Origin of the sequence: Leucobacter sp. NPDC077196 (assembly GCF_040687075.1) — a bacterium.
Lineage (GTDB): Bacteria > Actinomycetota > Actinomycetes > Actinomycetales > Microbacteriaceae > Leucobacter.
Genome location: NZ_JBFBML010000001.1, coordinates 611,705 through 633,990, shown reverse-complemented (window position 1 = coordinate 633,990; position 22,286 = coordinate 611,705). Strand labels below are relative to the sequence as shown.

Annotated in this window: 21 protein-coding genes; 3 read left to right on the top strand and 18 right to left on the bottom strand. The window is 66.2% G+C overall.

What is annotated here, in order from left to right; genetic code table 11:
- Positions 1 to 8: 8 nt before the first annotated feature.
- The gene (locus tag AB0O71_RS03055; RefSeq protein WP_363741776.1) at positions 9 to 179 is read right to left on the bottom strand and encodes a DUF3117 domain-containing protein; all 171 of its coding nucleotides are present in this window, start codon (positions 177 to 179) and stop codon (positions 9 to 11) included.
- Between the two features lie 92 nt (positions 180 to 271).
- Positions 272 to 1,345: a succinyl-diaminopimelate desuccinylase gene (dapE, locus tag AB0O71_RS03050; RefSeq protein ID WP_363742130.1), complete on the bottom strand. Its 1,074-nt coding sequence runs from the start codon at positions 1,343 to 1,345 to the stop codon at positions 272 to 274.
- A 119-nt stretch (positions 1,346 to 1,464) separates the two neighbouring features.
- On the opposite strand from dapE, the gene dapD reads away from it, so the two are divergent.
- Positions 1,465 to 2,421, top strand: coding sequence for a 2,3,4,5-tetrahydropyridine-2,6-dicarboxylate N-succinyltransferase (gene dapD / locus AB0O71_RS03045; RefSeq protein ID WP_363741774.1), 957 nt, complete (start codon positions 1,465 to 1,467; stop codon positions 2,419 to 2,421).
- An 81-nt stretch (positions 2,422 to 2,502) separates the two neighbouring features.
- On the opposite strand, the gene AB0O71_RS03040 is transcribed toward dapD, so the two are convergent.
- The 4 genes from AB0O71_RS03040 to AB0O71_RS03025 all read right to left on the bottom strand — a co-directional run bounded on the left by AB0O71_RS03040 (position 2,503) and on the right by AB0O71_RS03025 (position 5,997).
- The gene (locus tag AB0O71_RS03040; RefSeq protein WP_363741772.1) at positions 2,503 to 3,753 is read right to left on the bottom strand and encodes a Dyp-type peroxidase; all 1,251 of its coding nucleotides are present in this window, start codon (positions 3,751 to 3,753) and stop codon (positions 2,503 to 2,505) included.
- Complete coding sequence (locus AB0O71_RS03035) at positions 3,750 to 4,349, bottom strand: copper chaperone PCu(A)C (protein WP_363741770.1); 600 nt, start codon at positions 4,347 to 4,349, stop codon at positions 3,750 to 3,752. The genes AB0O71_RS03040 and AB0O71_RS03035 overlap by 4 nt, the downstream gene beginning before the upstream one ends.
- 46 nt (positions 4,350 to 4,395) lie before the next feature.
- A complete protein-coding gene (locus AB0O71_RS03030) occupies positions 4,396 to 5,004 on the bottom strand; it encodes a copper resistance CopC family protein (RefSeq protein ID WP_363741768.1) in 609 nt (202 codons plus the stop codon).
- Positions 5,005 to 5,373: 369 nt separating this feature from the next.
- Entirely contained in the window at positions 5,374 to 5,997 is a 624-nt protein-coding gene (locus tag AB0O71_RS03025; protein WP_363741766.1) for a hypothetical protein, read from the bottom strand.
- Between the two features lie 212 nt (positions 5,998 to 6,209).
- Between AB0O71_RS03025 and AB0O71_RS03020 the strand changes: the two genes are divergently transcribed.
- Positions 6,210 to 7,463, top strand: a complete 1,254-nt coding sequence (locus tag AB0O71_RS03020) for an aromatic acid/H+ symport family MFS transporter (RefSeq protein WP_363741764.1) — start codon at positions 6,210 to 6,212, stop codon at positions 7,461 to 7,463.
- Positions 7,464 to 7,543: 80 nt separating this feature from the next.
- Positions 7,544 to 8,296 (top strand): IclR family transcriptional regulator, encoded by a 753-nt coding sequence (locus AB0O71_RS03015; RefSeq protein ID WP_363741762.1) that lies wholly within the window; start codon positions 7,544 to 7,546, stop codon positions 8,294 to 8,296.
- A gap of 59 nt (positions 8,297 to 8,355) precedes the next feature.
- On the opposite strand, the gene AB0O71_RS03010 is transcribed toward AB0O71_RS03015, so the two are convergent.
- The 12 genes from AB0O71_RS03010 to argB all read right to left on the bottom strand — a co-directional run bounded on the left by AB0O71_RS03010 (position 8,356) and on the right by argB (position 22,280).
- The gene (locus AB0O71_RS03010) at positions 8,356 to 9,981 is read right to left on the bottom strand and encodes a transporter (protein ID WP_363741759.1); all 1,626 of its coding nucleotides are present in this window, start codon (positions 9,979 to 9,981) and stop codon (positions 8,356 to 8,358) included.
- Positions 9,963 to 10,733, bottom strand: coding sequence for an ABC transporter ATP-binding protein (locus AB0O71_RS03005; protein ID WP_363741756.1), 771 nt, complete (start codon positions 10,731 to 10,733; stop codon positions 9,963 to 9,965). Before AB0O71_RS03005 ends, AB0O71_RS03010 begins: the two co-directional genes overlap by 19 nt.
- 44 nt (positions 10,734 to 10,777) lie before the next feature.
- A complete protein-coding gene (locus tag AB0O71_RS03000) occupies positions 10,778 to 12,070 on the bottom strand; it encodes a citrate synthase (RefSeq protein ID WP_363741754.1) in 1,293 nt (430 codons plus the stop codon).
- Between the two features lie 161 nt (positions 12,071 to 12,231).
- Positions 12,232 to 13,347, bottom strand: a complete 1,116-nt coding sequence (gene dapC / locus AB0O71_RS02995; RefSeq protein ID WP_363741752.1) for a succinyldiaminopimelate transaminase — start codon at positions 13,345 to 13,347, stop codon at positions 12,232 to 12,234.
- Positions 13,348 to 13,353: 6 nt separating this feature from the next.
- Entirely contained in the window at positions 13,354 to 13,674 is a 321-nt protein-coding gene (gene fdxA, locus AB0O71_RS02990) for a ferredoxin (RefSeq protein ID WP_363741750.1), read from the bottom strand.
- A gap of 87 nt (positions 13,675 to 13,761) precedes the next feature.
- Entirely contained in the window at positions 13,762 to 16,302 is a 2,541-nt protein-coding gene (locus AB0O71_RS02985; RefSeq protein WP_363741748.1) for a glycosyl hydrolase family 65 protein, read from the bottom strand.
- The gene (locus AB0O71_RS02980; protein ID WP_363741746.1) at positions 16,299 to 17,003 is read right to left on the bottom strand and encodes a beta-phosphoglucomutase family hydrolase; all 705 of its coding nucleotides are present in this window, start codon (positions 17,001 to 17,003) and stop codon (positions 16,299 to 16,301) included. The genes AB0O71_RS02985 and AB0O71_RS02980 overlap by 4 nt, the downstream gene beginning before the upstream one ends.
- A gap of 21 nt (positions 17,004 to 17,024) precedes the next feature.
- A complete protein-coding gene (locus AB0O71_RS02975) occupies positions 17,025 to 17,975 on the bottom strand; it encodes a carbohydrate ABC transporter permease (RefSeq protein ID WP_363741744.1) in 951 nt (316 codons plus the stop codon).
- Entirely contained in the window at positions 17,972 to 19,318 is a 1,347-nt protein-coding gene (locus tag AB0O71_RS02970) for a sugar ABC transporter permease (protein WP_363741742.1), read from the bottom strand. Before AB0O71_RS02970 ends, AB0O71_RS02975 begins: the two co-directional genes overlap by 4 nt.
- A 6-nt stretch (positions 19,319 to 19,324) precedes the next feature.
- Positions 19,325 to 20,659: an ABC transporter substrate-binding protein gene (locus AB0O71_RS02965; protein WP_363741740.1), complete on the bottom strand. Its 1,335-nt coding sequence runs from the start codon at positions 20,657 to 20,659 to the stop codon at positions 19,325 to 19,327.
- A 149-nt stretch (positions 20,660 to 20,808) separates the two neighbouring features.
- Complete coding sequence (locus AB0O71_RS02960) at positions 20,809 to 21,342, bottom strand: A24 family peptidase (protein WP_363741738.1); 534 nt, start codon at positions 21,340 to 21,342, stop codon at positions 20,809 to 20,811.
- A 35-nt stretch (positions 21,343 to 21,377) separates the two neighbouring features.
- On the bottom strand, positions 21,378 to 22,280 hold the full coding sequence (gene argB, locus AB0O71_RS02955; protein ID WP_363741736.1) for an acetylglutamate kinase: 903 nt from the start codon (positions 22,278 to 22,280) through the stop codon (positions 21,378 to 21,380).
- Between the last annotated feature and the right edge of the window lie 6 nt (positions 22,281 to 22,286).

The window sequence follows — 22,286 nt, the reverse complement described above, 5'->3', positions numbered from 1 at the left end:
CCGGCTGACTAGTTGTCGAGCACGCCCGCGAGCACGTCGCGCAGTTGCGCCGCTTCCTGGTCGTTCACAGACACCACCAGACGTCCGCCGCCTTCGAGCGGTACACGAACCACGATCAAGCGGCTTTCACGCACCGCTTCCATGGGTCCGTCCCCGGTCCTCGGTTTCATTGCAGCCATGACGCCTCCTTGCAGGTTTGATGCACGGATTCCATTTTATCGGTTTCCACGCAGGCGGAGCTAATTTCCGCGTCGCGTCGTGACGCAGTTCATCACGAGATGTCGTGCGAGAGCCATGCTCGAAGCGCCGCCGCCGACGATTCGATCTGCGCAACCGGCACCCGCTCATCGTCCGCGTGGGCGAGCAGCGGATCCCCCGGGCCGAAGTTCACGGCCGGAATACCGAGTGCCGAGAACCGCGAGACATCGGTCCATCCGAATTTCGCCTTCGGCTCTTGGCCGACGGCGGCGACGAAACGCTGTGCCAAGGGGGCGTCGAGACCGGGGCGCGCGCCCGGCGCGAGATCGATGATCTCGACCTCATCGGCATCATCGAAGAATGCCCGCACGAACGCCGCCGCTTCTTCACCGCTGCGGCTCGGTGCGAATCGGTAGTTCACGTCGAACGAGCAGCGATCGGGAATCACGTTCCCGGCGACGCCGCCATCGATGCGCACCGCATTGAGCCCCTCGCGATATTCGAGGCCATCGACCACGATCCGCTCGGGTTCGAATACCGAGAGGCGTTCGAGAAGCGCGCCGGCGCGGTGAATCGCGTTGACCCCCATCCAGCTGCGCGCCGAATGCGCCCGCTTCCCGCCGACGCTCACCCGCGCGCGGAGGGTGCCGTTGCACCCTCCCTCGATCGTTCCGTTCGAGGGCTCACCCAGGATCGCGAAGTCCGCTTCGAAGAGGTGCGGATGATGGCGCATGGCACGACCGAGACCGCTCAGGTCTGACGCGACCTCCTCATGGTCGTACCAGATCCAGGTCAGGTCGACCGCCGGATCGACGAGCTCGATCGCCAGTGCGAGCTGCACGGCCACTCCCGCCTTCATGTCGACGGTGCCGCGCCCCCAGATCATCGGTTCGCCCGACGCGTCGTCTACCATGTCACGCACCGGCAGGTTGTCGTTGATCGGCACGGTATCGAGGTGCCCGGCGATCGCCACGCGGCGCTCACGGCCGAGTTCGGTGCGGGCGATCAACGTGTCCCCATCGCGCGTCACGGACAGGTGCGCAGCGTGCGCACCCAGCATGGCTTCCACAGCATCGGCGATCGCGCACTCGTCTCCGGAGACCGATGCGATATTGCAGAGCTGGCGTGTCAGCTCGACCGGGCCCATCGCGGGATCGAGGGCGAAAGGGGGCTTCGAGTTCGAATCACTGCTCACCGAACCAGCCTATTGCCTGACGCGGCGACCCGGACCTCACCCACGGGCTCGGCGACGATACGATGGAGCGCATGACTGCTTCCCGCTCCGCTTGGGCCGCCGGCATCGCCACGATCGCGACCGACGGCACCGTTCTCGACGCCTGGTTTCCCTCCCCCGTTCTCGGCACTCGCCCGGAGGATCGCGATCCTTGGATCGCCCCTGCAGAGCTGGCCGGTCTGACGGGCACCGATGAGTTGCGCGGTGTCGAACTCCGCTTCGTGAACGTCCAGATCGATCTCGACGCGGCCCCCGCATCGACGGAGGACGCGTACCTCCGGCTGCACCTGCTCTCGCACTGCCTCGTGCGCCCCAACACCCTCAATCTCGACGGCATCTTCGGGCGTCTCCCCAACATCGCATGGACGACCGCGGGCCCCATGCTGCCCGAGCAGTACGCCGCCCGTCTTCCGCAGCTCAAGCGCGCGGGCATCACCGCCGTGGGCGTCGACAAGTTCCCCAGGCTCACCGACTACGTGGTACCGCAGGGCGTGCGCATCGCTGACGCCTCCCGAGTGCGTCTCGGCGCGCACCTCGCGCCGGGCACCACGGTGATGCACGAGGGATTCGTCAACTTCAACGCCGGCACACTCGGCGTGTCAATGGTCGAAGGGCGCATCTCCCAGGGCGTCGTCGTCGGAGACGGCTCCGACATCGGTGGCGGCGCGTCCATCATGGGAACGCTCTCGGGCGGCGGCACGGAGCGCATCTCCGTGGGCGAGCGCGCGCTGCTCGGCGCGAACTCGGGTATCGGCATCTCGGTCGGCGATGACAGCGTCGTCGAGGCCGGTCTCTACGTCACGGCCGGCACGAAGGTCGTGCTGCCGCACGGCACCGCAGAGGCCCCCGACACGGTCGTGGAGGTGAAGGCCATTGAGCTCTCCGGACTCCCGAAGCTGCTCTTCCGTCGCAATTCACGCACCGGCGCCGTCGAGGTGCTTCCCCGTGAAGGCACGGGCATCGAGCTCAACGCGGCACTGCACGCGTAGCAAGGCCAGTAGCGGGTGGTCGGCCGCGAGACCCGCCGACCACCCGCCGCATTCCTGCGGTCTCCCGCCGCGACAACGATGCTAGGCCAGCAGGGTCTCGCCGATGTACCCGCCCTCGGCGCACCCTGGCGGGATGGCGAAGACGGCGGATCCGATCGGCGTCGTCCACTCATTGAGCAGGTCGAGTTCATCGAGGCGACGCTGGATCGGCACGAACTGCTTCGTCACGTCGGCCTGATACGAGACGAAGAGCAGGCCGCTATCGGAGATCTCCGCTCCGGCCGGCGCGTGATCGTAGTTGTACGCGCGCCGAAAGATGCGCTCGTCCGTGTTCTCGGAGCGCGCCCGGCGAATGTGCGAGAACTCCGGAATCACGGGAAACCCGATGCTCGTTTTCGCCTCGAATTCGGGTTCGTCGTGCTCGTGCACCCCGGTGAGCGGCGCACCGTTTGCGAGCGTGCGCCCCACCGATTGCTCTCGCCCGCTCCGGTCGAGGCGATCCCACTTGTCGAGATTCATGTGCGTGCGGCGCAATACGAAGCTCGTGCCGCCCGCGAGCCAGCCCCCGTTCGCCCACACCAGCTGTGCGAAGTCGTCGTCGTCGGGCGACGGGTTGGTGGTTCCGTCTACTTGCCCGAAGAGGTTGCGCATGGTGGTGCCGGGCTTCTCAGACCCGATCGCGCGACGGAACCCGGCCTGCGTCCATCGCACGGATGCAAAGCTCCGCGCATCCTTGAGGAGCATGCGCGTGGCGTGGGCGACGGTGAATGCGTCATCCGAGGCGATCTGCAGCAGCAGATCTCCATCGTTCCATGCGGCTTCGAGGCGGTCGATCGTGAATGCAGGCAGGGGCCCGAGCCATGCGGGAAGCGCACCTGATCCTGCCGCTCGGGTCACGAACTCGGGGCCGAAACCAAACGTCACGGTCAGCCTCGCGGGCACGGTCACGAGCTCCGGCTCAGAATCGGCCAGAGCCGGCTCGCCCTGCGTCAGCCGTGCAGCATCCTCGGTGAGGATCTGCATCATCCGTCGCAGGGCGGCCCGATCGGTCTCGGCGTGCAGGTCGAGCGCCACGAACGTCGCGTGCGCTTGGGGGGTCGTCGCGATCCCGGCCTGGTGCGTGCCGTAATAGTCGACCGTCTCGTTTCCGTGAAGGGCAGCCGCAGCGTCGCGCGACCGGCTGCTGGCACTTTCAGGTTGCGAACGGTTGAGGAGTACGTCTGCGCCGACCGCCGCGGCCGCGCCGATGCCGGCGACGGCTCCTCCGAAGAGAAGCCCCCGCCGGCTGACGCCAGACCGCCCGGTGTGGTCGGTGGTCCGGTCCGAGCTCATTCGGAGTGACCGCCCATATCCGTGTCCTCGTCCATGTTCATGTCCTCGCCCATGTCCATGCCGTCCATGTCCATCTCCTCGCCGCCCTCGTAGTTCTCGTTCGCGCCCGCGTAGTCCTTGGCGGGCACGGTGAACTCGGAGGTGGAATCATCGGAGAAGGTCAGGGTGAACGTGATCTCGTCGCCGGCCTGAATCGGGTTCGTGAGATCCATGAGCATGATGTGGTTTCCGCCGGGCTCAAGGGAGAGGCTTTCGCCTGCCGAAATGGTGAAGCCGTCGGTCTTCTCGCGCATGATCATCTCGCCGGTCTCGTTCTCGACCGTCTCGTGGAGCTCGAGCGCGCTCGATGCTTCCGTATCGACCGACACCACGGTGACATCGCTCGTGCCGGTGTTCTCGAGGTCCCCGAAGGCGGCCGACATGCCGCTGTCGGCCGCCTTGACCCAGCCGTTCACCATGTCGACTGAATCACCGGCGGGTGCGGCTGGTGCGGTCGACTCCTCCGGCGAACCAGCGGAGGCGCTGCAGCCGGTGAGCGCAATGAGCGCAGCTGCGGTCAGAGCGAGGAAGGTGGTCTGGGAGTTTCGTGCATGCATGATGATGCCTTTCAAGATATTTACGTGATGTGCAGAATTCGGATCGTCAGTTCGACGAATCCGAGAGTGCGCGCTTGGCGCGCTTGCGAAATGACCAGGCGCCGAAAAGCACGAGCGCTCCGCATGCGCCCGCTGCGCCGATGCCGACGGTTCTCCAGATGGGTGACTGCTCTGCCGAAGTCGCTTCCGCGGAAGGCGACCGCTCCGAGGCTGCCGGTTCCACCGGCGCTGCGGGTTCGTCGGATGCTGCAGAATCTGCGGGTTCTGCGGGTTCTGCAGCCGAGGCACCCGGCTGAGACCCCTCGTCACCGACGGTGAACGGGACGATGCCGCTGATCGGGTGGCCATCAGACGATACGACGCGCCATCGCACTTCGTATGATCCGTCGGGAAGTTCGCCGTCAATCGGCGCACTCACCGTGGGTCCGTCGAGGTTCGGCTCGGCCGCCACCCACTCTCTGCCGCCCTGATCGACCAGCAGGATCACTGCGCCGACCGTCAGAACCGCGTCGGAGAACTCGAGGGAGACCTCCGTCGGCGATAGCTGCAGCACTGCCGATTCCGCTGGATCACTCGAGAGAAGCTGATCATGCGCGAAGGCAGGACTCTCCGCTCCGAGCACCAGCAGCACGGCGCCGAGGGCACTCGACCACATCCGGCCGCGCAAGTGACGGCGCGAACGCAGCAACTGCAATGGACGAACGGGACGGATTGGACGGATAGAACGAGTAGAACGGGTTGCACGACTGAACAGCGCACAGGGCATGCTCGAACCTCACAGGGTCACTCAGAGCGGTCGTCGACGTCAGACAGCGTCACCATCTCAGGCAGGCACTCGCGTGTAGTCGGAGAGGTGACGGTGTCTGCGGGGGCGCGTACACCCAGGCGCGTCTGGAGCGCGGAAGCATGGGAGCTCCGCGCGTGCGCTACGGGCGTAGGCGGTTTCCCGCGTTCGCACTGGCACGTGCATTCGCCGATCCGATTCGGAAGTGCGGGGGCGAATCACGTGACTGCGACGGGAACGTCAGCGGCGTTCGGCGAGCAGCGGAGGGCCACGATGCGCCAACACGGATGGGTGACACCCGATCGGCAATACCGAGGCATCTACGCGGCTGAACCGGGACGCTTCCGGCGCCGCGGTACCGAAGACTCGTGCAATCGGAACCTCCACGCACAAGCGTGCCAGGATCATCCGCCTGAGCGCAGCAACCGAGGCGAGTACCGATTCTGCACTGTACAGCGCAGCGACCGTGAGCACACAGGCGACCGAGTGCGCGATCCACATGCCGACGCTCGCGTGCGCCAGGTGAGCGCTCGGAGTCGACGCCATGTCGAGTCCCTGGGCGCCGCCGTGCAGGTGATGCGGCGCCGCATCCATGGTCGACGAGGCGCTCCGTGGTGTTCCGAGTATGAACAGCGCGTGAAACAGGAACTGGCTCGCTGCGACCGAAAGCGTGAGCCGGAACAGCGAAAGCGACCTGCCTGCCAGTGCGACGCACACCAGGCTCGACAGCACCAAGGGAACGAGAATTCCCATCGTTCCCGGCAGATCGCCACCGCCGCCCACGTGCGAGAGCAGAGCTACGAAGGTCGACACCGCTGCTGCTGCGACGCCGCGCGCGGCGATGCGTGAGCGGGTCGTCGACATGGTGCCATTCTCTCAGACGGACAACGAGATGTTGCACGCAGTGACGAATACGGAGCCGAGCGCCATCGGTGCGTTCAGCTCCGTTCTGGTCTCATTGAACGGGAAATGTCGATGGTTCCCGGTCCACTCGCGCAAGACTGAGTCGGTGTGATCCATGTCGCAGGGGGCTGCCATGTCGCAGTAGCCACCTCGCATCACAATGGAGTGCATTCTTGAGAACGTCTACCCGCCCCTGGATCGTCGGTCTGTGCTGGCTCACCGTCATGTTCGACGGCTTCGACATCGTCGCGCTGGGCGCCACGATTCCCATTATGACGAGCGAGGCCCACGGCCATCTCGGTGTGACCGTCACCGACATGACGTTCGTCTCCACGATCTCCCTCGTGGGCGTAGGACTCGGTGCGCTGCTCATCGGGCCGCTTTCAGACCGACTGGGTCGCCGCGGTGCGCTGATGCTGTGCATCGCGGTCTTCTCGATCTTCACCCTGCTCTTCCCGCTCATGCCGGCCGTCGCACTGATGGGCGTCGCCCGACTGATCGCCGGCCTCGGACTCGGCGGATGCATGCCGATCGCGCTCACGATGATGCAGGAGTCGGCACCGGGCGGGCGCAAGGCGGGCGCGTCGACCTTCACCATGACCGGATACCACGTGGGCGCGGTGCTCGCCTCGCTCGCCGCGTTCTGGGCGCAGGAGCACTGGGCCTGGCTCTTCACCCTCGGCGGTGTGCTCGGTCTGGCGGTGCTTCCGATCATGTGGTTCAAGCTGCCGGAGACGCACGACCCGGCGGGGACCCCGAGCATCGCACTCCCGGAGCACCGCTCCAGCGTCCGCGACCTCTTCTCGGACGGCCGGGGCCGAGCGACCCTCGGGCTCTGGGTTGCGGCGTTCATGGGCCTGCTGCTCGTCTACGGCTTGAACACGTGGATGCCGAAGATCATGGAGCTTGCGGGATACAACATCTCGAGCTCGCTCGTCATGCTGCTCGTGCTCAACGTGGGCGCGGTCATTGGCCTGCTGATCGGCGGGCGGGTCGGCGACGCCCGCGGCATCAAGGGAACCACCCTCGTCTGGTTCACCACTGCAGCCGCCCTCCTCACACTGCTCAGCGTGAAGATCACGAATGACCTCGCCCTCAACCTCGTCATTCTCGTCACCGGCGTCTTCGTGTTCTGCGCGCAGGTGCTGGTGTACGCCTTCGTCGGGTACATCTACCCCAGGGCGCTCGTCGCCACCGGCATGGGCTTTACCGCTGGTATCGGGCGTCTCGGCGCGATCGCCGGTCCCTGGGTCACCGGAGCGCTGGTCGCCGCGGGACTCGCCTACCCCGGCGGTTTCTACCTCTTCGCAGGAGTCGCGATTCTCGGCGTACTCGCGACAGCAATTATTCCGAAGCCGAAGCCGCAGCCGCACTCGGGGCCGGAGGCGCCCGTCATCCGGGAGCTGCATGACGCCGTCGACGGGTGAAGTGCTGATCTGTGCCCGCCATGGCCGGATCCGCGACCAGCAGGATCACGGCGTCGACGTAATGAAGGGAAGTTGAGAATATGGCCAATTCGGCGAGCGGCGACTCCGTCATCGGTCGAGTCATGCGCATCATCGACTCATTCTCGGAAGATCGAACGGTGCAGACGGTGAGCGAGATCGGTCGCCGCGCACGACTGCCGCCGTCGACGGCTCACCGCATGATCGGAGAACTCGTCGCGAACGGCATTCTCGAACGCGATGCAGAGCACCGCGTTCGGCTCGGCATGCGACTGTGGGAGCTCGCGCTTCGCGGCTCGACTGCGCTCAAACTGCGGCAGGCCGCGCTCCCGTATATGGAGCGCGTGCAGTCGGCGATCCGGGAGCATACCCAACTCGCCGTGCTCGAGCAGGAGGAGGCACTGTGCCTCGAGCAACTCTCCGACCCGAATGCCGGCGCGAATGCGACCCGTATCACGGGTCGACTTCCCCTGCACGCATCCTCGTCGGGACTCGTGCTCCTGGCGCACGCCGACGCACGCCTCCGCGAGCGCGTGCTCGCCGCACCGCTGCGCAGGGTCGGGCCGGGAACCATCACCGATCCGTCGCGCCTGCGTCGAACGCTCGACGAGATTCGACGCGTGGGCCGCGTCGTCGCTCCCGCCTCCATCGAGGAGGTTTCCACTGGCGTCGCCGTGCCGGTCCGGAGCGCTGGGGCGGTCATCGCAGCGCTCTCCGTCGTGCTCCCCAGAGAGCGGCCGCCGGGTGCGGCGATCGAGGAACTCGTCGTGGCTGCACGCGGGATCGAGCGGAGCTTGAGCACGAGCACTCGCTAGAGCGCCTGTCCGTGTCACCCGTGTCCCGCACGTCTCCCATGCCGAGAGCAACCGCTGAATCAGGCCTGAGCCGCGACCCTGGCGAAGAGATCCGGAGCCTTGCGATCGAAAATCGCGGCTCCCCATCGCACACCGCCCCAGCACGCGAAGATGCCAGATACCACACCGACTGCGAGTGTGACCCACGCCCACAGCGGACGTCCGGTCACTCCCGCCGCGATCGTGAACGCGATAGTGGGCAGCGCAATCACGGTCAGCGCTCCATACGAACCGGCCATGCCGACGAGACTCAGCATTCCAGCGCCGGGCTTCGATGCAAACGGGTTCTCCCCCGTCTGCGGAACCGGCATGACGAATATAGCGGAACACACGCTCGCGACACCGAAGCCTCCGAGCGTGACCACAGCAGTGAGCCCGGCCAGCGTCGGGAGCTGATCGAAGCGGTCGACGAGCGCCGTCGTCACGACCGCCACGAGAACGATGAGCGGCACGGCCACGAGAGCGTTCGCCCACACCCGGCCGAGACGATCGTCTATTCCACGCACACCTCTCAGCAGGTGCACGCTGAAGGCCGTGCCGTCATAGGAGACGTCGGCGAACGTACTGAGCGAGAGCAGCGCCGCTACGAGCACCGTCGATGCGGGGAGCAGGATCGGCTGGCCGATCGACGCCGACATGAAGCCGAAGACGATCGGCATCACGAGCACGACGATGAGGCTCTGGAGATATCGCGGATCACGCAACCAGTAGATGAATGCGCGCGCGGCGATGGCCCCGCGTGGCGACGCGGGGAAGCGGCCCAGCCACCCGAGGCCGGCACTCCCCTTCGCACGCGAACCTGCCGCGAGGGCGCCGAGATTGGCGCGATACAGACGCGCCCAGGCAAAGAAGAGCACCACAGGCGTTCCCAGCGCAATGAGCAGTTTCGCACTGGCCGCAAGCCAGGCGCCGCCTGCGATCTCGGCCGGCACAGCCCACACCGCACCGAGCGGAGACCAGGACAGCCCGTCGGCGATGACCGGCAGCCGATCCGAGATCGACGCCACGCCGTCGCTCACCACGGAGATCAGTGGACCGACCAGCACGAGCACGAGCAGCAGCAGCGCACCGATGATTTCGCGGAAGCGTCGGTGCCCGGCCGCGCGTGAAAGCGCTGTGACGGTGAACTGGCAAGCCAGCACGCAAGTTGCGGCAGCAACGGGAGCGAGCACGACCGCGGCAATGATCGCCGCCGGCGATCGGAACCAGGCGATCGCTGTGCCGGCGGAGAGCAGGAGGGTCACCAGTCCCGGAATTCCCACCAGACTCGCGATGCCGATGCCGGCGAGCTGCACGGCCGGGCGCATCGGCATCGAGGCGAGCCGTGCTGGGTCGAGGGTGCGATCCATGCCCGTTGAGAGGATGGGGGCGAACACCCATCCCAGCACGAGGCCGGAGCCCGCGAGGATGAGCACGGTTCTGGCGAGCTCCGAGGCTCCGATGGCGAGTGCGACAAGGCCGAAGAATACGAGCGCGAGCACGCCGAGCCCGTACAGCGCACCGATGATGGCACCCACCAACTGCCAGGGGTGTCGGCGCAGCGTGTTCCACATCACGACGAAGCGCAGCCGCACGAGCACACGGATTCGCGCCGCCGCCCCAGTCGGCGCTGCCGGGGCAGCGGACGTCAGGAGCGACTCAGCCACGAGGGGCCCTCCACGTGCGCGCGACCTCCGACCAATTCGACGAAGCGCTCCTCGAGCGTCGACGCCCCGCGCACCTCGCTCACGCTCCCGGCAGCGAGCACACGCCCGTCGGCGATGACGGCAACGTGATCGCATAGGCGTTCGACCAGGTCCATGGAGTGGCTCGACACGATCACCGTGCCTCCCCCGCGCACGAAGCTCTGCAGAATGTCGCGGATGTTGGCCGCGGAGACGGGATCGACGGATTCGAACGGCTCGTCGAGCACGAGCAGTCGCGGCGCGTGCACCAGTGCGCAAGCGAGCGCGATCTTCTTCGTCATGCCCGCCGAATAGTCGACGACCAGCGTGTGCGCTGCCGCGGTGAGATCGAGCATCGTCAACAAGTCGGCGCAGCGCCGCGCAACGGTCTCACGGTCGAGCCCACCGAGCAGACCGGTGTACGTGATCAGCTGCTCGCCCGTCAGCCGGTCGAACAGCTTCACCCCGTCAGCGAGCACTCCCACGAGCTGTTTGGCCTCCGTGGGGTTCTGCCAGACGTCCACCCCCGCGATGCGCGCATAGCCTGCGTCGGGACGGAGCAGCCCGGTCGCCATCGACAACGTCGTCGTCTTGCCCGCGCCGTTCGGCCCGACGAGCCCGAAGCACGAACCGGTGGGGATATCGAGCGAGACGCCGTTGACCGCGATCTTCTCGCCGAAGCGCTTCGCGAGTTCGCGGATCTCGAGCGCGGGTATGGTCGGTGTCGAATCCATACCTTCAGCCTAGCGAAATGCGTCGAATTCTCGGGCGCGCACGATCACCGATCGAGGTGGCGCTCTCCGGAACCGATGTAGAGCTGCTGGGGGCGGCCGATCTTCGTCTGGGTGTCTTCACGAGCCTCGCGCCATTGAGCGATCCAGCCCGGCAGTCGTCCGATCGCGAACAGCACCGTGAACATGCGCGTGGGGAACCCCATCGCCTTGTAGATGACGCCGGTGTAGAAATCGACGTTCGGGTAGAGCTTGCGCTCCTTGAAGTAATCGTCTTCGAGCGCGATCTGCTCGAGCTCCTGGGCGAGACCGAGCAGCGGATCGTTCACACCGAGCTCTTCGAGCACCCGAGCAGCGCTTTCCTTCACGATGCGCGCACGCGGATCGTAGTTCTTGTACACACGGTGCCCGAAGCCCATGAGCTTCACGCCGTCTTCCTTGTTCTTGACCTTCTCGACGAACGTCTCGACACTCTGCCCCGAATCGCGAATGCGCGCGAGCATGTCGAGTACGGCTTCGTTGGCGCCGCCGTGCAGGGGGCCCGAGAGCGCGTTGATGCCCGCGGAGACGGAGGAGAACATATTCGCACCAGTCGAGCCCACGAGTCGCACCGTCGACGTCGACGCGTTCTGCTCATGGTCGGCGTGCAGAATGAGGAGCTTGTCGAGGGCATCGACCAGCACGGGGTTCATGTCGTACTTCTCGGCCTTGTTGCCGAAGTTGAGCCGCAAGAAGTTCTCGACGAAGTTGAGGTTGTTGTCGGGGTAGAGAAATGCCTGGCCGATGGACTTCTTGTGCGCATACGCCGCGAGTACCGGGAGCTTGGCCAGCAGGCGGATCGTGTTCACCTCGACGAACTCGGGAACGGCGGTGTCGAGCGACGACTCGTAGTAGGTCGACATGGTCTGCAGACCGCCCGAGAGCACTGCCATCGGGTGCGCCGTATGCGGCACGCCCTCGAAGTAGTAGCGCATGTCCTCGTGCAGCAGCGTGTGGCGACGGATCTCCTCATCGAAGGCGCCGAGCTGGTCTGCCGTGGGCAGCTCGCCGTAGATGAGCAGATAGGCGACCTCGAGGAACGTGGAGTGCCGCGCGAGCTGCTCGATCGGGTACCCGCGGTAGCGCAGGATGCCCTCTTCACCGTCGATGTACGTGATCTTCGACTTCGTCGACGCCGTATTCACGAATCCGTAGTCGAGCGCCGTGTGCCCGCTCTGCTTGGTGAAGGTGCTCACATCGATGGCGGGGTGCCCGTCGACAGCATCGACGATCGGGAATTCGGCAGATCCACCGGGGAAGGTCAGCTTGGCGGTGGCCGGTCCCTGCGTCGATTCGGTCACGTCGTCTCCTCGTGAGGTCTCAAAGCTGGCGTTGCGTCGGATATGACACGGCCATTCCTATCACCCTATCGGCTCTGAAGGGAACCGTGGGTCGCGCCACGTGGGTGCCGCACTCGGCTCAGAATATCTCGATGTGAAGCGAAATGTCGATTCGAGCCGAGTCACGTGGTGCGCGTTGCAGCATCCCGGATGCGAGCCGCCGCCGCAGCGATATGGGCATCGGGAGCGGTCAGCGCCAGCCGCACGTGGCGGGGAGAGTGATCACCGTAGAAGTGACCCGGACCGACGATGACGCCGAGTCGCGCAAACTCAGCGACGGCATCCCACGCGTCTTCCCCGCGCGTCGCCCACAGATAGAGTCCTGCCTCGCTGCCCTCGATCTCGAAGCCGGCGGCCTCGAGCGCGGGGCGCAGCGTGTCTCGTCGCCCGCGGTAGCGCGCGCGCTGCTCATCGACGTGCGCCTCATCGGCGAGCGCGGCCACCATCGCGGCCTGCACGGGTGCCGGCAGCATCAGTCCGGCATGCTTGCGCACGGTGAGCAACTGGGACACCAGCTCGGGGTCGCCGGCGAGGAAAGCCGCTCGATACCCGGCGAGGTTCGACTGCTTGCTCAGGGAGTAGATGCTGAGCACGCCGCGATGGTCGTCGCCCACGACGCGCGGATCGAGGATGGACGGGATCGGGCGCTCGTCCCAGGGCGCGTCCCACCCGAATTCGGCGTAGCACTCGTCTCCGGCGATCACCGCCCCCAACTCACGGGCGCGCTCCACAGCCGCGCGCAGCGCCTCGACGTCGAGCACGCGTCCGTCGGGGTTCGAAGGCGAATTGATCCAGACCAGCTTCGTATGCTCGGGCCACTCAGCGGGATCGTCGGCCGCAACGGCATCGGCCCCCACCAATGCAGCTCCCATCGCGTAGCTCGGGTAGGCGATCGAGGGGAAGACCACGGCCTCCCCCGCGCCGATTCCGAGCAGGAACGGCAGCAGCGCGACGAGTTCTTTCGAGCCCACGGTGGGGAGCACGGCGTCGGCAGGCACCGTCACGCCTCGTCGGCGGGCGAACCACTCGGCGATCGCCTCACGCAGCTCCGAGGACCCTGCCGTTGCCGGGTACCCGTGGGCGTCCGTCGCCGAGGCGAGCGCCTCACGTACGGAGGCGGGAGTCGGATCCACCGGGGAGCCGACCGAGAGATTCAGCGCCCCCTCCGGGTGCTCGGCCGCCGTCGCGGCGTACGGCTCCATTGCGTCCCACGGGTAGTCGGGCAGTGCCTGACGCATGCCGGGCTACTCGCCCTGGGGAGGCAGCGCGGCGATGATCGGGTGATCGAAGTCGTACACACCCGTTTTCGCAGCACCACCGGGCGACCCGACCTCGTCGAAGAACTCGACGTTGGCCTTGTAGTAGTCCGCCCACTCCTCCGGAAGGTCGTCCTCGTAGTAGATCGCCTCGACCGGGCAGACCGGTTCGCAGGCCCCGCAGTCGACGCACTCATCAGGATGAATGTAGAGCGACCGTTCGCCCTCGTAGATGCAATCGACTGGGCACTCGTCCACGCACGCGCGATCTTTCACGTCGACGCACGGAAGAGCGATCACGTACGTCACGGGAACCGCCTTTCGCTCGGGAGGAGCCGGGAGAGCCCGGCAGTATCCATCCTACTCGCGCCGTCCGGCCCGTTCTGCGCCGTGTCGTCAGCCGTCGAACGGCCGGGTCGGAATCGAAGTCGTGACCACCGGCACCTCTGCTGAGAGTTCAGACCCCAGGCCGCCGTCGCCCTCGCGCGGGAGCATGCCGGCCGAGAGGCCGGTGAACGATCCGAGGTTCGGCCCCTGATCCGCCAATTCGACCTCGACGGGCTCACCCGCGACGATCCTCACATCTTGCTCGCGCACCCGAACCACCACGGGACCGGTGCCCTCGATGAGCTCGAACCGCATCCGCTCGGGCTCGAGGCGCACTTCGAACCGCTGCCCGCGCCACTCGAGGCGGAACTCGAGCGACCCCCAGTGATCGGGCAGACGCGGGTCGAAGGTCAGTTGGCGACCGACATCGCGCATTCCCGCGAAGCCCTGCACCAGCATCATCCAGACTCCGCCGGTGGAGGCGATGTGCACGCCGTCCGCCGCGTTGCCGTGGAGGTCGTCGAGATCGACTCGCAACGCGTGATCGAAGTACTGATAGGCGAGATCGCGATATCCGACCTCCGCCGCGATGATCGACTGCACGACCGCAGAGAGGGTCGAGTCGCCCGTGGTGAGGGCGTCGTAGTAGTCGAAGTTTCGTCGCTTCTCGTCGAGCCCGAACTCGTTGCTCGCGAGCAGCAACGCGAGCACCACGTCGGCCTGCTTGAGCACCTGGAAGCGATAGATCACCAGGGGGTGGAAGTGCAGCAGCAGCGGCTTCTGCTCCGGAGGCGTTGCCGCGAGATCCCAGACCTCTCGATCCAAGAAATGCGCGTCCTGCGGATGAATTCCGAGCGCGGAAGAATACGGAACGGTCATCCCTTCAGCCGCGCGCTCCCACGCATCGATCTCATCAGATGTCAGACCGAGACGGTCGACGAGCACGCCATAGTCGTTCGGAGCCTCTGCCGCGAGCCGGCGCGCCACCTCGACCGCGAACCGGAGATTGAAGCGCGCCATCACATTGGTGAACAGATTGTCGTTCACAACGGTCGTGTATTCATCCGGCCCGGTGACCCCGTGGATGTGGAAGCGCTCTACGCCGTCGGGATCCCGTCGCCAGAACCCGAGACTCGCCCACAGCCGAGCGGTCTCCACGGCGATGTCAGACGCGCCCGAGAGCACGTACTCGAGATCTCCGGTCGCAGCGACGTACCGGGCGAGCGCATAGGTGATGTCTGCGTTGATGTGATAGCCGGCGGTGCCGGCGGCATAGTAGGCGCTCGCCTCCTCACCGTTGATGGTGCGCCAGGGGAACAGCGCCCCGTCCTCGTTCAGCATCGCTGCGCGCATGCGCGCCTGGGGCAGCATCCGCTCCCGTGCGCGCAGTGAATTGCGCGCCCACAGCGGTGAGGTGTAGGTCAAGAACGGCAGCACGTAGATCTCGGTGTCCCAGAAGTAGTGACCGCCGTAACCCGATCCGGTGAGCCCCTTCGCCGCGATGCCGCGCCCATCGGCTCTCGCCGAGGCTTGCGCCACCTGGAAGAGGTTCCATCGAATTGCCTGCTGCACCCCCGGGTCGGCGTCGACCCGCACGTCGCTGCGCGCCCAGAAGTCTTCGAGGTACGCCCGCTGCTTCTCCCACCGGTCCTCCCGCGGCTCGGCATTCGCACTGTTCAGGGAGTGGATGCAGCGATCGATCATCTCTGAGAGCACCGCGGTCGAGGAGTAATGGTAGGCGACCGTCTTCACGAGATGCACCGTGCGGCCTTCTCGCGCCGTGCCCTGGTAGACGTGCCGCACTCGATCCTGCGACTTGTCGATGCGGTGGCGCCAGTCATCCTCGTCGCCGTCGCCGCCGTCGAAATGGTGATCGACCCCGACGCCGAGGGTCATCCTCGAGTCGTGCACTCGGTAGCTGAGCACGGAGCGCCCACCGTCATGGAGAGTCTGCCCCGGATCGAGAATGCGCTCGGTGAACTGCTCCGCCTGGCGAGGATCGAAGCCGCCCTGTGCGGCAGCAGGGGTCTCCGTATTTATCCGGCCGAGATCCTGACGGTTCACGATGAGACTGCTGACGGTGAGATCGGCATCGGCATCGAGCATCGTGATGCGCATCTCGATCGTCGCGAGGTGCCGGGCTGCGAACGAGACCATCCGGCGGGTCTCCACGCGCACCCGCTTGCCGGTCGGAGTGAGCCAGAGCAGAGAGCGCGTGAGCGTTCCCGTCTTGAGATCGAGAATGCGCGTCACATCGAGAATGTCGGAGGATTCGAGGTTGAGGCGCTCATCGTCGACGTAGATCCGGATCGTCTTCGCGTCTGGCACGTTCACGATCGTCTGACCGTGCTCGGCGAATCCGTACGCGTTCTCGGCGTGCCTGATCTGCCACGTCTCGTGCAGCCCGTTCAAGAAGGTGCCGTGGCTGCCGAGCGGCAGTCCCTCCTCGTGGTTGCCGCGCATGCCCAGATACCCGTTGCCGAGCGAGAACACGGTCTCGTCCTCGCCGGCGCGCGAACCGTCGATCTCGCGCACCACGATTCGCCAGGGGTCGTCGCCGAAGTCGCGTCGCAACGCCTTCAGTGGTCCATCGAATGACTCGGGGCTCATCCCAGCAACTCCTCAAGATCGGCGACGACGATGTCTGCTCCTGCGGCGAGCAGCGCCTCGCGCCCGGCGCCACGATCGACGCCCACGACGAGTCCGAACCCGCCCGCGCGGCCGGCGGCGACTCCGGACGCGGCGTCCTCGAACACGACCGTGCGCTCAGGTGCGGCGCCGAGCAGTTCGGCCCCGCGCAAGAAGGTGTCAGGCGCGGGCTTGCCCGGCAGGCCCTCCCGCAGTGCGACGACTCCGTCGACGACGGCTCGGAAGCGGTCGCTCAACCCGGCCGCCCGCAGCACCGGCTCGGCGTTGCGCGAGCTCGACACCACCGCGACGGGCGCGTCGCGCTCGGCCAGGTGATCCAGCAAGCGCACTGATCCCGGGTACGCAGCGATCCCGTCTCGCTCGAGCACCTCTACGAACGCGTCGTTCTTGCGATTTCCGACGCCGCGCACCGAGGTGAACCCCTCGTCGAGGTCCTCGCCTTCAGGGAGCGCGAGCCCGCGTCCGGTGAGCAGCGCCTGCACCCCGGCGAACCGCGGGCGCCCGTCGAGGAACGCGAAATACTCGCGCCCCTCGTACGGCGCCTCCCCGCGTGACGAGAAGAACGCGTCGAAGGTCTCCTGCCAAGCCCGTTTGTGAAGTTCGACGGTAGGCGTGATCACCCCGTCAAGGTCGAAGAGATACGCGTCGTACCGATCGATCACCCGGTAGTTTCCTTCCCGTTGCTACTTTTGCGAGCCGGCCAGAAGCGCCTGCACGAAATACCTCTGGAACGCGAAAAACACTATCAGCGGAACGACCATCGAGAGGAAGGCTCCTGCCGAAAGTACATCGATATTCGCTCCGAATTGCCTGAGTTGCGACTGGATCGCCACCGTGAGCGGTTGCGAGTCGGTGTTCGTGAAGATCAGCGCCACGAGCATGTCGTTCCACGTCCACAAGAACTGGAAGATGGCGAGTGACGCAATCGCGGGCAATCCCAATGGCAGCATGATCTTGAAGAAGATCAGCCAGTCTCGCGCGCCGTCAATGCGCGCGGCTTCGAGCAACTCCTCCGGCACCTGCGAGAAGAAGTTGCGGAGCAGGAATATGGCGAACGGCAGGCCGAAGGCCGTGTGGAAGAGAATCACTCCCACCACGCTGCCGAAGATGCCCATCGCTCCGAACAGCCGAGCGAGCGGAATCAGTGCGACCTGCAGCGGCACCGCGAGCAGCACGATCACCGCGATGAACAGCCAATCCCGGCCCGGGAAGCGCATCCAGGCGAACGCGTATGCCGCGAGCGCGCCGATGATCACCACGAGCAGCGTCGTCGGCACGGCGATGATGATCGTGTTGAAGAACGAGCCGGTGATCGTCGGGTTGGTGAGCAGATTCCCGTAATTCTCGAGAGTGAGCTCCGCCGGCTTCGTCAGCACGGTCCACCACCCGCTCGACGCGTTGTCGCCCGCGGTGCGGAACGAGGTGAGCAGCAGACCGATCGTCGGCACGAGCCAGAACACCGCAACGATGACGAGAATCGCGTGGACCACACCACTGCTCGCTACCCGCACGATCCGCGACCCGATGCTCTGCTTGCGCCCCTTGACCGGCCCGGGGGGCTTTGCGCCGCCGCGCCTTCCCGCCCCTTCCGAGTCTGGCCGGATCGCTTTGTCTTGCACCTGCGCAGTCATCATCCACGCTCCGCTCTGAATCTCCGCACGTTCACGATCATCGAAGGCAGCACGAGCAGCAGCAGCAGGATCGCGAGAGCCGACCCCAGGCCCTGGTTATTGCCGCCGCCGAAGGAGACCGTCCACATCTCCACGGCGATCACATTCGCCGCCGGTTTCGAGGCCCCCGGGGGAATGACGTAGACCAGGTCGAAGATCTTCAGCACGTTGATGATCAGGGTGACGAATACCACGAGCAGCACCGGGGCGAGCAGCGGCGCCGTGATCTTCGAGAAGACCTGCCATTCGTTGGCGCCGTCGGTGCGCGCGGCTTCCTGCAACGAGCGATCCATCGCGGAGAGCCCAGAGGCGATCATCACCATCGCGAAGCCCGCCCAGATCCACACATACGAGAGAATCACGACGACATTGATCCAGGAGGCGCTGAGCCAGGAGACGCCGGCCGCTCCCTCGCCGAAGTTCGACGCGGGAAGCGCGATGCGATACGAGGCGCCCGCTTCGAGCCCGTCGATCGTGTACGTTCCTCCGGCGCCCGTCGTCGCGAATCCTCGGATCGACCCGTCGACGTCGACCGCGTCGACGCGCACGCCCTCGAGACCGGTCTTGCCCGCCTCGAGCTGCCCGTCCGTGCCCCCGCCGCCTCGCACGACATCGAGGAATACGGTGCCCGAGATCTGCGTATCACTCGCCGCGTCCGCCGCTGTCGCGTCAGACGCCCCTTCAGGAAGCGAGCTCCGTTTCACGCCGATGAGCGGGAAATCTTGCGTGCCGCCCGCACGCACCTCTGCCGACGACGCGATGATGCCCTCATCCGACTCGATACCCACGCCTTCCCGCGGGTTCGCGCCCGGATAGCTCGCCTGATCGGTGAAGATGCTCTGGGCACCGGTGATCGCGGCATTGACCACCCCGAGTTGCGGGCTCTCCTGGAACATACCGCGGAAAATGACGCCGGCGGCGAGCATCGAGATCGCCATCGGCATGAACACGATGAGACGGAACGCGGTCTTCCATCCGATCTTGTCGACGAGCACCGCGAGCAGCAGTCCGATGATGGTGACCGTTACGGGGGCCACGATCACCCACACGAGATTGTTGCGAATGGCGGTGAACGTCGTGTCGTTCGTGAACATCGTGACGTAGTTCTCCCAGCCCACGAACGCGGTGCCGGAGCGGTCGAAGAGCGACCGGATCACGGTGTAGACGATCGGGTACACCACCAGTGCGCCGAGCGCCAGGAGGGCGGGGCCGAGGAACGACCCGACCAGCAGCCACTGGCGCAGACGGCCCCGATTGCGCACACCGCCGGTGCGGAGCGCGATCGGAACCGTCTGCGTGCGGGTCACTGCCCGTTACCCGTCGTACGCGGCGGCTGCCGCATCTTCGAGACGCTGCGCCGCCCCATCGACATCCTCGGGGTTCTGGTAGAACGAGATCATCTCCTGCCAGAAGCCCTGCCCCGGGGTGCCGCCGAAGGCACTCGGCGCAAGATCGGAGAGGTCGAACCGGAAGGTCTCTGCACCGGTCAGTGCCTCTGCGATCTGTCGCGAGATGTCGTCGGGGTAGAGCGCGGTATCGACTCCCGTGTTCGGCGATGTGAGGCCGCCGTTCGGCACCCACACCTCCGCAGCCTCCGGCGACGCGAGGTACGCCATGAGGGCGGTCGTGACCGGCTCATCGTCGAACTGCACAGCGACGTCGCCGCCGCCGACAACGGCGGGAGCCGAGTCATTGATTGCCGGGAAGTCGTAGAAGAGCGCATTCTCGCCCACGGTCGACGTGCCGTCGGCGGTGATGTTGCCGGCGACGAAATCCCCTTCGAAGACCGTCGCGGCCTGCGGATCGGTGCCGAAGACTTCGGTCACGCTGGTCGGGAAGTCGCGCTGGTCGCCTCCCGACTGCACGAGATCGCTGCCCCAGAGCTCGCCGAGCACGGTGAGGGCTTCCTTGACCGAATCGTCGGTCCAGGGAATCTCGTGATTCGTCAGCTGGTCGTACTTCTCAGCACCGGCAGTGCGCAAGTACACGTTCTCGAACCAGTCGGTCAACGGCCATCCGACGTCAGCACCGACTGAGATGCCCGCATACCCCGAATCGGTGATGAGTTCGAGCTGCTCCATGAAGCCGTCCCAGTCCTCCGGAGCTTCAGCACCCGCTTCATCGTAGATGTCGGCGTTGTACCAGACCGTCGACTTGTTGGCGGCCTTGAACCACACTCCATACAGCTCGTCATCGACGGTGCCGAGGTCGATCCAGTCCTCCGAGTAGTTGTCGCTTACGGCCTGCTGCACGTCGTCGGCGACCGGCATGATGTCGCCGTCCATGGCCAGTGACTCCATGAGCGCTGGCTGGCCGAGCACCGCGACATTCGGCGGGGAGCCACCCTCGAGCTGGCCGCTGATGTACGTGGGGCCGTTGTCACCGAAGCTCGTGTACGAGACCGACGCGCCGGTCTGGCGCTCGAACTCGTCGAGCACCGCCTCGAAGTTCTCCTGCTCGGCCCCTGACCAAGCCGCCGCGACCGTGAGTGATTCGCCGGCGAACTCGTCGCCGGCCGAGGCGTCGCTGCCGCCGTCACCGCCATCGCCTGAGCCGCCGCCAGCACAGGCCGTCAGCAGCAGTGCTGCGGCAGCAAGTCCGGTCGTCGCGCGGGTGATCCGAGACCGCGCGAATCGCGTGGTGTGCATGAGTACTCCATCCAACCGATCCGAAGCCGGAGCGGGCACCTCCCGATCCGAGGAACGCATCAGCGCACGCGGCGCAACGGTGCTTCCAGTGCGAACCTATCGATTCTGGACACCGTGCGAAAGCCCTTGCGCCACGGCGGCCGCTGGTATTAGACGCAGGTGATCGCAGCCCAGGCCCCGGCAAACAGGCACGGAGCGAAGGGCACCGCCTGCAACGGTTCTCGATGTTCGAGACGACACCTCGACACGGTTCCCCAGATCGCCGCGAAGCCGAACGCGAGCGCTGCGGCGGATACTGCAGACGCCCAACCGCCTGTGGCTCCCAGTACGGCCCCCACGAGGGGTGCGAGTTTGACGTCGCCCCCGCCGATGCCCGCTGGCGAGCAGCGCCAGAGCGCGACGAACGCGCCTCCGTACGCTAGGGCAACGCCCAGCGTATCCACCACGGTGCGCTGTGCCGAGCGATCTTCGACGAGGGCGGCTGGTGGCTCGCCAGTGAGGGCGTGCGCCCCGGCAGTCGCGAGAAGGAGCGGGACCGTCGTGAGGGTCGCGAGCAGCAGCAGCCCGTTCGGCAGACGTCGCGTTCGGAGATCACTGATGGAGAGCACGACCGACCACCAGGCGAACACTGCGAGCGCGCTGACTGCGAGAGTCTCGACCGCCGCTGCCTCGCCCATCGGCATCACCGCTTCCGATTCGCCACCACCGCGGTGACGCGCTAGGGCGTGACTTCCGTTCCGATGCCGCGTTCGGTGAAGATCTCCAGTAGCACGGAGTGCGGCTCCCGACCATCGATAATCGCGGCCTTCGAGACTCCACCGCGCACGGCGTCGAGGCAGGCGCGCATCTTCGGGATCATGCCGGACTCGAGGCTCGGCAGCAGCTCCTCGAGTTCGCTGGCAGCGATCGAGGAGACGAGCGAGTCGCGATTCGGCCAGTCCGCGTAGAGTCCTGCGACGTCCGTGAGAATGACGAGCTTCTCAGCACCGAGCGCACTGGCGAGCGCGCTCGCGGCGGCGTCGGCGTTGACGTTGAGTGAGTCGCCCGGCCGGTCGACGTCCGGGGCGATCGACGACACGACCGGGATGAGTCCGGCATCGAGCAGTGCGAGCACGGGCGCAACGCGCACGTCGATGATGTCGCCGACGAGCCCGAGATCGACCAGTTCGCCGTCCGCCTCGATCGGCGGGCGGCGACGGCCGACGAACAAGCCCGCGTCTTCCCCCGTGGTGCCCGCTGCAAGCGGACCGTGCGCGTTGATCTGATCGACGAGTTCGGGATTCACCTTGCCGGTGAGCACCATGCGCACGACGTCCATGGTCTCCGGGGTCGTTACGCGGTAGCCGCCGCGAAACTCGCTCTGAATGCCGAGACGGGCGAGCATCGCGTTGATCTGCGGGCCGCCGCCGTGCACGACGACGGGGCGGATACCCGTGTGTCTCAGGTAGACGATGTCTTCGGCGAAGGCCTCCATCAGCCGATCGTCGATCATCGCGTTGCCGCCGAACTTGATCACCATGATCGTGTCGCGGAATTTCTTCAGCCAGGGCAGCGAACCGATGAGCACCTCGGCGCGAACGGCCGCGTGCTCGTGATCGAGCGGCTTCTCAGTGGTAGACATCGATTC

What these genes read in the sequence shown, in the direction of transcription:
- AB0O71_RS02985 (WP_363741748.1), bottom strand. Translation starts at nt 16,302, where the DNA reads ATGAGCCCCGAGTCATTCGATGGACCACTGAAGGCGTTGCGACGCGAC.
- dapE (WP_363742130.1), bottom strand. Translation starts at nt 1,345, where the DNA reads ATGGGCCCGGTCGAGCTGACACGCCAGCTCTGCAATATCGCATCGGTC.
- AB0O71_RS03055 (WP_363741776.1), bottom strand. Translation starts at nt 179, where the DNA reads ATGGCTGCAATGAAACCGAGGACCGGGGACGGACCCATGGAAGCGGTG.
- AB0O71_RS02975 (WP_363741744.1), bottom strand. Translation starts at nt 17,975, where the DNA reads ATGATGACTGCGCAGGTGCAAGACAAAGCGATCCGGCCAGACTCGGAA.
- argB (WP_363741736.1), bottom strand. Translation starts at nt 22,280, where the DNA reads ATGTCTACCACTGAGAAGCCGCTCGATCACGAGCACGCGGCCGTTCGC.
- AB0O71_RS03040 (WP_363741772.1), bottom strand. Translation starts at nt 3,753, where the DNA reads ATGAGCTCGGACCGGACCACCGACCACACCGGGCGGTCTGGCGTCAGC.
- AB0O71_RS03025 (WP_363741766.1), bottom strand. Translation starts at nt 5,997, where the DNA reads ATGTCGACGACCCGCTCACGCATCGCCGCGCGCGGCGTCGCAGCAGCA.
- dapC (WP_363741752.1), bottom strand. Translation starts at nt 13,347, where the DNA reads ATGCGTCAGGCACTGCCCGACTACCCGTGGGACGCAATGGAGCCGTAC.
- dapD (WP_363741774.1), top strand. Translation starts at nt 1,465, where the DNA reads ATGACTGCTTCCCGCTCCGCTTGGGCCGCCGGCATCGCCACGATCGCG.
- AB0O71_RS02965 (WP_363741740.1), bottom strand. Translation starts at nt 20,659, where the DNA reads ATGCACACCACGCGATTCGCGCGGTCTCGGATCACCCGCGCGACGACC.
- AB0O71_RS03035 (WP_363741770.1), bottom strand. Translation starts at nt 4,349, where the DNA reads ATGCATGCACGAAACTCCCAGACCACCTTCCTCGCTCTGACCGCAGCT.
- AB0O71_RS03015 (WP_363741762.1), top strand. Translation starts at nt 7,544, where the DNA reads ATGGCCAATTCGGCGAGCGGCGACTCCGTCATCGGTCGAGTCATGCGC.
- AB0O71_RS03030 (WP_363741768.1), bottom strand. Translation starts at nt 5,004, where the DNA reads ATGTGGTCGAGTGCCCTCGGCGCCGTGCTGCTGGTGCTCGGAGCGGAG.
- AB0O71_RS03005 (WP_363741756.1), bottom strand. Translation starts at nt 10,733, where the DNA reads ATGGATTCGACACCGACCATACCCGCGCTCGAGATCCGCGAACTCGCG.
- AB0O71_RS02960 (WP_363741738.1), bottom strand. Translation starts at nt 21,342, where the DNA reads ATGCCGATGGGCGAGGCAGCGGCGGTCGAGACTCTCGCAGTCAGCGCG.